We start from the raw sequence: 9,085 nt of genomic DNA, 5'->3' as shown, positions 1-9,085 counted from the left end.
GCGGCGGCGCTGCTGCCCGGCGGCCCGGACGCCGAGCGCCCGCTGCTGCTCGCCCTCGCGGCGGCGCTGGCGGCCGGCGCCCTGGGCGCAACGGCGGGACTGGGCGGGCCGGCCCGGTCCCGGCACGCATCGGCGGCCGCGCTCGCGGCGCTGCTGCCCGCACTCGCGGCGGTACCGCTCCCGCTCGGCGGCGCAGGGGGCCCTTCGGCCGTCCTGATCGCCGTCGCCGTGGCACCGCTCCTGCCGCTGATGGTGGCGGGGCAGGTCGCGCTCTACCGGATGCTGCGCCGCCCAGTGCGCGAAAGCGGCTTCTTCGCGGCGCCGCCGCCTCCCCCTCCGGGGGCCGCGCCGCCCGGGCCGCAGCAGCTGCCGCGAGCGCCGCAGGCGCCGGAAGCACCGGCGCGCGCGGGCTAGGGCGGACAACCGCCCTGCTGCGCGGCGCCCTGGCACGCCCCCGCAGCGTTCTCCCCAGCCGAGCAGGCGAGGAGGAGGAGCGGCCCCGCCCGGCACGCCCTCGACGGGCGAGCGGGACGGCGCGGTCCGCGCCGTCGGCGGTGGTGGTGGGCGGGGGCGGGACCCCGGGAGAAGGCGCGGTGGGACCTGTCCGCGCCGGAGCCGGCGATCGCGCCCAGCTCGGAGCGCTCGGCGGTGGCCGGGAAGGGCCGCAGCGCAGGTGTAGCCCATCGGCCATCGCGGCTCCTGCCCCGCCGGGGCCGCTCGCACCGGCCTCCGGGAGGCGGCGAGGAGGGCCGCGGCCGCATCGCGCACGTGGCGGTCGCACCCCGGCCGGCCCGGCAGGCGGGCGGGTCCGCGGTTGCGCTCTGTTCGCGCGGGCAGGACGCGGTCGTCCAGACCGGCAGAGAGTGCGGTCTCCAGGCACCAGGCCAGTGGTCACCCGCTGGTCTTCGGCGCCCTTCGCCATGTCCGCAGCCGGTCCGCGCCCCCTCCCCGCCAACCATCGAGGACGCCGCCGCGCCGCCGCACTGTCGGAGTGGCGGCGCGGCGGCGTGGCCCGCTGCCGTCCCCGCCATCCGATGACACACTCTGTGACACTTCCTATACGGTGAGTTCCAGGTGGGGATTCGGGAGGGGGACCGATGTCGATCTCCGACCTGTTTGCGTCGGCCGACGACCAGCTCGACGTGCACGAGCGGCTGCGGATCTACGCCGAGGGCGTCCGCGAACGCGCCGACCGCGCCCTCCCCTGGGGCCCGGACACCGTCGGCATCCCGCGGCAGTCCGGGGACAGCGGACTGCTGCGCATCAACGACGTCGCGTTCTACGCCAACGCCCGCACCGAGGTCGGGGCGCTCGCCCGGCTCTGCCTCAGCCTCCTCGCGCTGCACCGGCCGCGCGACGGCGGCGGGATCAGCAGCGCGCCGTCGCCTGCCGCGCGCCGGTGCGGCTGCTGCATGGCGCGCTGGCCGTGCCCGACCATCCAGGCGATGGGCGACCTCCTCGACTGAGGGCCGGCTGCGCCGCACTGCGGTGCGGCCGCGCGGTAACCACCGACCTGCCGTCCCGCTGCCACGGAGAGCGACTATGGCCCAGCACACGACCGGCGGACCGGCCGCGGAGGCGGGCCCGCCAGGCTCCGGCCGGTCCGCACAGCCCGGAGCGGACGCCGGGGCGCTCGACTACCGCGCCACCGCAGACGGCCGCAGGAAGAGCTGGTACGGCGCGAAGAAGCACGTCAAACGGGTGCTGGAGCACCGGTTGCCGAACCTGGCCCTGCGCGGCGCGGTGGCCGCCGCGCCGGGGCTGCGCCGGTCCGGCCGGCTGCCCGCGCCGGCGTCGGTGCGCGAGGTGGAGGGGACGGCGGGCGGAGCGCGGTTCACGATGCTCGCGCCCTCCCGCTGCGTTATCGCCAAGGAGCTGTACTGGGGTGGCGGCCGCCGCCCCGGGCCCGCCGACGACCTCGCGGTGCAGGTGTTCGCCGCGCTGTCCCGCGGCGCGGACACCGTGCTCGACATCGGCGCCTACACGGGCCTGTTCACACTGGTGGGCACCGCGGTCAACCCGAAGCTGCGGGCACACGCCTTCGAAATGGTGCCAGAGGTCTTCACCGGCCTGTTCGAGAACGCCGTCCGCAACCGGGTCCTGCACCGCACCGTGCTCCACCCCGTCGGGGTGGGCGCGCCGGGCGGCACGGTGGAGATGCCGGCCGCCTCGGGGGACGCCGCACTCCCGTGCTTCTACTCCGCGGAGATGGCGTTCGACGACGGAGTACCCGTGCCCACCGTCGCCCTCGACGAGTTCGCCGGAGCGGCCGGTCCGGGCGGGGTGCTGCTCAAGGTGGATGTGGAGGGCACCGAGGCGGAGGTCTTCGCGCACGGGCAGGACTTCCTCGCCCGGCATCGGCCGGACGTGCTGTGCGAGGTCCTGCCGGACGCTGACACTGCGCGGCTGTCGTCCCTGCTCGCGCCGCACGGCTACCGGTTCCACCTGGTCGGCGACCGCGCGCTGGCGCCGGCCGGGGCGCTCCAGGCCCGCGACCGGTTCCGCGACTGGATCTTCACCGTGCGCGGCAGCGACGAGCTGCGCGCCGCCGGGGTGCCCGTCGCCTGACCGCACCGGCCGGCCGCGGCGCGCGCCCTAGGGAAGGGTGAACTGGACCGCGCTGCGGGCTGCGAGCAGCGGGCGGATCCGTGCCAGCACGGCCTGGTGGTCCGGGTGGTCGCGGTAGGCGGCGAACGCCTCCGCGTCGTCGACGTCGGCGACGACCGCGTAGTCGGCGTTGCCGTCGGAGACCCCTGCGTCCGGGCCGAACGCGTAGGCCCGCAGCTCCGGGATCGCGGCGGGCAGGGCGGAGAGCGCCTCGCCGATTGCGGCGATCTCGCCGGGCGACGCGTCATCATTCCAGGTGAAGAGGGCGATGTGCCTGAGTGCCATGGCAACGAACCTACCGTGCGGCGGCACACCGGCCGGGCCCAGGGGCGGGGGACAGCCCCTGGGTCCGACGGGCAGGACGCCGCGGCGCACTGCCGCTGGGCGGCAGACCTCTCCCGCGGTGCGGCGGAGGCGGACGCGCCGCCCGGAGTACAGCCAACCGGGCCCCGGTCACCTGCGAGGACGGATCGGGTCACCGGAACGTCTCGATCGGACCGCTCTCTGCCCACGTGATCAGCAAGGATAAACGGGCGGTAAGGATGCCACCAGTGGTGCGGGCGTCCGCATCCGGCCGCCGCCGTCCACCGCGGAGCCGGCACACGCCCCCCGCTGTTCTGGCACACTCCGCCGCGCTGCATATCCTGGCGCGCGGCAGCCGGCCGCGCCGGAGGAGCCGTTGGCGGAGGAGGGCCCGTGGAGGCAGCAGAGTCAGGCGGCGAGCGGGACGGCACGGCGGCGGAACCCGCCGTGCAGGGCCACTGCGCGCCCGGGTTCGAGCGGGTGCGCCGGGTCTTCGAGAACAACTTCGCGCGCGGCCTGGAGACCGGCGCCGGGTTCAGCGTCTTCGTGGACGGGGAGCCGGTGGTGGAGCTGTGGGGCGGCCTGGCCGACCACCGAACCGGCCGGGCCTGGGAGCGGGCCACGCCCTGCTTCGCGTTCTCCTGCACCAAGGCGCTGACGGCCGCCGCGGCTCTGCGCGTCGCCCGGCAGCACGGCCTCGACCTGGACGGTCCGGTGGCCGCGTGGTGGCCGGGCTTCGACGCGCACGGCAAGGCCGGCACGACAGGCGCCGACCTGCTGTCCCACCGCGCCGGCCTGCCTGCGTTCGACCGGCGCGTCAGCGCCGCCGAAGCCGCCGACCCGGAGGCCATGGCGGCGCAACTGGCCCGTCAGGCGCCGGCGTGGGAGCCGGGGACCCGCCACGGCTACCACCCGTTCACCTACGGCTGGCTCGCCGGGGAGATCGTCCGGCGGATCGACGGCCGCTCCGTCGGCGCCTACGTGGCCGACGAGTTCGCCGGCCCCCTCGGGCTCGATCTGTGGGTGGGGGCCCCGGAAGACGTGCTCGACCGCACCGCGCGGCTCACCCGCAGCGGCGCCGGCGGCGACTCCGCGGCTTCGGGCCGCAGGGGCGATGGCGCGTCCGGCGGTGCGCCGTCCGGCGAGGATCCGCTCAGCCGGATGGAGCGCGCGGCCCGCGACCCGGAGAGCCTGTTCTCCCGGGCGTTCTCCTCCCCCGACATGAGCGGGGTGCGCGGCGGGTTCAACAACCGGTCGGTCCTGTCCGCCGGCTGGCCGGCGGCCGGGCTCACCGCGACCGCCACCGGGCTGGCCGGGTTCTACCGCGACCTGCTGGCCGGACGCATCCTCGAACCGGCGGCGCTGCAGCATGCGCTGAGTCTCCGTTCCGAGGGGCCGGACGAGGTGATGGTGCTGGACAGCGCCTTCGGCCTCGGCTTCATGCGCCCCTCGCTGACCTTCCCGGTACCGCGGGCCGCCACGGCGGCGTTCGGCCACACCGGGTCGGGCGGCTCGATCGGGCTGGCCGACCCTGACCACGGGCTGTCGATCGGCTACGTGGTCAACGGCCTCGGCGCCCAGCTGTCCGGCGGCATGCGCTCGATGCGCCTGGTGAAAGCCGTCTACGACAGCCTCCGCGGCACCGCCCGCACCTGACACCCAGCCGGGCGGGCGGGGGCGGGCGGGGCGGCGCCACCGCTGGAACAGCGCCGCAGAATTCGGCCGCCCCGGCACTGGCTCCGCCGCGGGGGTGCCGAACAGCAGCGGACTCGGCCGACTGCGCCGACAGCGCGCGGATCCGCCGGCACCCGAGCAGAGGCGGGCCGGACAGCAGAACCGGCCCGGCGCCGCCGTCGGAACGCGGCGGCAGCACGCCGCCCCGAGCGGGACAGCAACCCGGCCCGTGCCGCAGCACGAGCGGCTCGGCAGAGCCCCGGCCCGCCCGATCGGGCGGGCCGACAGCAGGCGGGACAGGACAGCAGAGACCGGCCCGCGCCGCGGCCTGAACGGCGAGGGCGGCAAGCCCCCACCGGATCGATCAGCCGATCGCGGCCGACCCCGGGCACAGGCTCGATCAGCGAGCAGGCGCGGCGCGCGGCTCTCTGCCGGCTTCCCCAGCGCCGGGGCCGGCCGACCGCGGTGCCGCGGCCGCGGCACCGCCCGCACCCCAGCGCAGGCTGCGCGGGAGTCAACCGGCCGACTCGCCGGCACCGGCACTGGTGAACTGCCTGGGAGCACCGAACAGCGCGCGACTCCGCTGGCATGCCTCCTGCAGCGTTGGGGGCTGCCCGCGACCGCGTTCACTGCACCGCCCGCACCTGACACGCAGCCGGGCAGGGCAGCAACCGGCCGGCGCTGCAGTGGGAACGGCACCACGGAACCCGCGCGGACCGGCCCGCTCGGGAGCGCAAGCAGCGCAGTTCTCGGCCGGCTGCGCCGGCAGCGCGGATCCGCCGGCGTGGCTGCCGGGGAACGTGTGCACGGCACGCAGCCGAACGGAGCCCGGCACGGCACCGGGCGCGGACGGAAGCGGGACACCCCGCCGACTGCGGCGGTCCGGGCCGCGCCTCCTGGGGACGGAGGTCGCGCCCGGACCGCCCGGCGCTGCTGGCCCGCGCGCGCCCCGCGCCGATGCGGCGGTGCCGCAGGGGGTGCGCCTGCGCGTCGGCCTGCGCGCCGAGCGCCCGTGTCCAGCGCACATACGCGGAGCGGGCGCGTACGTCCACGGGCGCCGACTTCCCGGGGCTCATTGCCCCGCCGCTCACCGGAATACTCCCCCGGCCGCTGCGGGAGCGGACAGGCCCGCGCCGGGCCCGAATCCGATTTAGGCCCTTGGGCCCGGTTCACGGGCGCTGGTGGGGCCGTGCGGCACATCGGCTTTCGCCGGGCGCCGGACCGCTGACCTGGCTCGGTGACGGGCCGCACGGGGAAGCGGGCCCAAAGGCCGGTCCGGGCGGCCCCGGCCGCGCGGACCGCAGCCGCGCCGGGGCCCAGCACGGCCCCGCCCGGACCCTTACTTCAGAGCAACAGAAGTGTGGCGGGAGTGGGCCGCTGCACCGCCTCGGTGAGCGCACCGGGCGCGCCCCGCGGGCGCGAGCGCTCCTGCGGGCACCGGCCCGGGCGCGGTCCGGCCGGCCGCACTGCGGCCTCCGGGCCCGCGCAATGGGGAATCTGCAATGCGCCGAATCCGCGGGGAAACACATCATCGAACGGCGTCCCGGTTTCGGACACGCACTTCCAGCGCGGCGCGTTTTCAGCTATTCAGCTGACCCGGGTGCACAGGAGATAGGCATCCGGTGAATCCGCATCGGTGATATCGGTGATTTTCCAGGTCTGGCCGCCGACGGTGAAAGTATCGCCGACCCGCACCTCCAGCATTCCCGACGGCGTCCATTCCCTGGGGCCGCCGATCCGGGCGGCGGCGCGGCCCTGATCATCGACCCAGAATCCGCCGCCGCCGACCGGTCCGCCGGCGAAGTGATCGTTGCGGCCGTAGGTGATCTTCTCCTGGGCACCGACCTCATGAGACACGCGCGGCTCCGTCTTTCGTCTCTGCATCTTCGGTGTTCCTGGGTGTTTCCCGGCAGGAAGCGCCTGCGGCCCCCTGGCACGGCGCGCGGCGCCCGAGGGCGGGGAACCCCTCCGGCGCCGCGCAGAGTGCCCCGCACTTTACCCGGCGCCCGGTGAATTGCCTACGGCCGGGCGGACACCGGGGAACACCGGGGGGACATGCCTCGGCCCCATCGACGGAAATGCGCCGATCGGGACCGAAGTCCCTGCACCGGGTGCGGAACTTCACTGGCCGGATACACCCGAACGAAGGTAAGCGAGCACCGCCATGACGCGGCGGTGGATGTCGCCCGCCGGGGGCAGGTCGAGTTTGGCGAAGATATTTCCGATGTGCTTTCCCACCGCGGCTTCGCTCACGTGAAGCCGCCCGGCGATCGCGGTGTTGGAGTGGCCTTCGGCGATCTCGCCGAGCACCTCGCGCTCGCGGTCCGACAGCCGCTGCAGCGGATCCCGGTTGCGGCGCAGCAGCGCGCGCACCACCTCCGGGTCGACGACGGTGCCGCCGCCGGCCACGGTCCGCAGCCGGGCGGCGAAGTCCGCCACGTCCGCGACGCGCTCTTTGAGGAGGTAGCCCACGCCGCGGCCGTCCGCCGAGTCGAGCAGGTCTGCGGCGTAGCTCTGCTCCACGTACTGGCTGAGCGCCGCCACCGGCAGCCCGGGGCGGGCGCGGCGGAGCTCCACCGCGGCACGCAGCCCTTCGTCGCTGAAGCCGGGCGGCATCCGGATGTCGGTGACCACGAGGTGCGGTTCGTGCTCCTCGACCGCGCGGATCAGCGCGGGGGCGTCGCCGACCGCGGCCGCCACGGTGAACCCGAACCGCCCCAGCAGGCCGGCCAGCCCTTCCCGCAGCAGCACGCCGTCTTCCGCCAGCACGGTGCGCACGGACGGGACGCGGCCGGCCGCGTCCCCGGCGGTGCCGGCGCTTCCGCCTGCCGCGGCGTCCGCTCCCCGGTTCACGTTGTCCTCCATGGCACCTCCACCTGTACGACCGTCGGACCGCCCGACGGGCTGGACAGCAGCATCCGGCCGCCGACCACCGCGATGCGGTCGGCGAGGCCGGTCAGCCCGGTCCCGTGCGCGGCGTCGGCGCCTCCGGCACCGTCGTCGCGGACCTCGGCGATCAGCCGGCGGCCCGCACCCCGGCCGTCGAGCCGCACGCCGACCTCGGCCCGGTCCGCTCCGCTGTGCTTGGCGACGTTGGTGAGCGCCTCGGCCACCGTGAAGTAGACCGCCGCCTCGATCGCCGGCGTGGGCCGCTCGTCGAGGGCCACCCGGACGGCCGCCGGAACCGGGCACCGGTCTGCCAGTTCGGGCAGCGCCGCCGGCAGACCGCGGTCGGACAGCACCTTGGGGTGGATGCCGGCGACGAGCTCGCGCAGTTCGGCGATGGCGCTCTTGGCCAGCTCCTGCGCCTCGGCGACCTGGCGGTCCGCAGCGCCGTCCGCGGTCAGGTCGAGCCGGGCCAGGCCGAGCCGCATCGACAGCGCGACGAGCCGCTGCTGGGCGCCGTCGTGCAGGTCGCGCTCGATCCTGCGGCGCTCCGCCTCGAAGGCGTCGACCAGCCGTTCCCGGGAGCGGGCGACTTCGGTCAGCTCCGCGCGCGCCGCGGCGGCGCCCGAGGGGCCCAGCAGCGCCCGCGCTGCGGCGGCGTGCCCGCCCGCGGCGAGACCGGCGGCATACAGCGCGGCGGCGACCGCCGCGGCCCCGGCGGCCGCGAGCGCCGCCGCACCCGCCGCCTCGTCGACCTGCCAGGGCCCGAAGGCGATCGGCCCCTGGCCCGATGCGGCGATCAGCGGCGCCGTGCACAGCACCAGGCCGACGGCGAGCATGCCGAGCACGGCCAGCGCCAGCGGCGCGAACAGCAGCACGGTGAGGACCGCATAGGCGCACTCGCTCCACACGGCCGCCGACCCGTAGCGGGCGCGCAGCCAGGGCAGGATTCCGGGACGCTGCGGAGGGCGGTGCGGGCTGGGGCAGGGGCGGCGGTCGGCGAGGTGCAGCCGGAGCCGCTCCAGGGCGCCGAACGGCTGGGCGACCAGCGGAGCGGCCGCCGCAAGCACGGCGGCTCCGAACGCCAGCAGGGCGAGGGCCGCGGCGATCCGGCCCGGCGACGCCGACCACGCGCCGATGAGCAGCCCGGCGGCCGCGGCCGCCGGCACGGCGGCGAACCCCAGCGGCGCGCCGGCGGCGAACGCGGCGGGCGGCGTCGTGGCGGTGTAGACGAGGGCGCGCCACGGCCAGAGCCCGATCAGATAGCGCGGTGACCGGAGCGCCGCCAGCGCGGTGTCCGGCCCACTCCGTCCTGCGGAATCGCCGACCGGTGCCCCGGCCGGCGGCACGTCCGCCGCGGTGCCGGCGGCTGCCCGGTCCCCGCGCTCCACCGCCGCCGGGGCGCCTCCCCGCGCTCTGCCCGCACCGTCCACCGTGTCCGCTCTATTCGCTCGATCCGCCCAGCCCGCTGCACCGCCTGCTCGGCCTCCGCCGCCCGCAGCGGCCGCACTGCGGGCGCGCGCCGAGGCCGGTGCGGTTCCTGCGCGCGGCGCCCAGGACCAGTGCTGCGGCAACCGGGCCCGCCCCCGGCCGCGGCGCCGCCGGCGCCCCGCGC

The 9,085-nt window shown here is 76.7% G+C and carries 7 protein-coding genes and 1 pseudogene; 4 read left to right on the top strand and 4 right to left on the bottom strand.

Annotation, left to right across the window (positions count from 1 at the left end):
• From ACYVGT_RS27850 to ACYVGT_RS27840, 3 genes and pseudogenes are all read left to right on the top strand, one after another.
• Positions 1 to 414 (top strand): annotated as a pseudogene (locus tag ACYVGT_RS27850) (hypothetical protein); the annotation flags it as partial.
• A gap of 683 nt (positions 415 to 1,097) precedes the next feature.
• Positions 1,098 to 1,466: a hypothetical protein gene (locus ACYVGT_RS27845; protein WP_460863781.1), complete on the top strand. Its 369-nt coding sequence runs from the start codon at positions 1,098 to 1,100 to the stop codon at positions 1,464 to 1,466.
• Positions 1,467 to 1,542: 76 nt separating this feature from the next.
• Positions 1,543 to 2,568 carry an FkbM family methyltransferase gene (locus ACYVGT_RS27840; RefSeq protein WP_460863779.1) on the top strand — a complete coding sequence of 342 codons (1,026 nt, stop codon included), beginning with the start codon at positions 1,543 to 1,545 and terminating at the stop codon, positions 2,566 to 2,568.
• Positions 2,569 to 2,595: 27 nt separating this feature from the next.
• Here ACYVGT_RS27840 and ACYVGT_RS27835 read toward each other — a convergent pair whose 3' ends face one another.
• Entirely contained in the window at positions 2,596 to 2,892 is a 297-nt protein-coding gene (locus ACYVGT_RS27835) for a Dabb family protein (RefSeq protein WP_460863777.1), read from the bottom strand.
• A 411-nt stretch (positions 2,893 to 3,303) separates the two neighbouring features.
• On the opposite strand from ACYVGT_RS27835, the gene ACYVGT_RS27830 reads away from it, so the two are divergent.
• Entirely contained in the window at positions 3,304 to 4,566 is a 1,263-nt protein-coding gene (locus ACYVGT_RS27830) for a serine hydrolase domain-containing protein (RefSeq protein ID WP_460863774.1), read from the top strand.
• 1,605 nt (positions 4,567 to 6,171) lie between these two features.
• On the opposite strand, the gene ACYVGT_RS27825 is transcribed toward ACYVGT_RS27830, so the two are convergent.
• From ACYVGT_RS27825 to ACYVGT_RS27815, 3 genes are all read right to left on the bottom strand, one after another.
• Positions 6,172 to 6,441 (bottom strand): DUF6406 domain-containing protein, encoded by a 270-nt coding sequence (locus ACYVGT_RS27825; protein WP_460863770.1) that lies wholly within the window; start codon positions 6,439 to 6,441, stop codon positions 6,172 to 6,174.
• A gap of 264 nt (positions 6,442 to 6,705) precedes the next feature.
• Positions 6,706 to 7,449, bottom strand: coding sequence for a LuxR C-terminal-related transcriptional regulator (locus ACYVGT_RS27820; protein WP_460863767.1), 744 nt, complete (start codon positions 7,447 to 7,449; stop codon positions 6,706 to 6,708).
• On the bottom strand, positions 7,434 to 8,861 hold the full coding sequence (locus ACYVGT_RS27815; RefSeq protein ID WP_460863764.1) for a sensor histidine kinase: 1,428 nt from the start codon (positions 8,859 to 8,861) through the stop codon (positions 7,434 to 7,436). Before ACYVGT_RS27815 ends, ACYVGT_RS27820 begins: the two co-directional genes overlap by 16 nt.
• Positions 8,862 to 9,085: the final 224 nt, after the last annotated feature.

It is taken from the genome of Nocardiopsis coralliicola (assembly GCF_054779695.1).
This window is presented reverse-complemented; position numbering and strand designations above follow the sequence as displayed.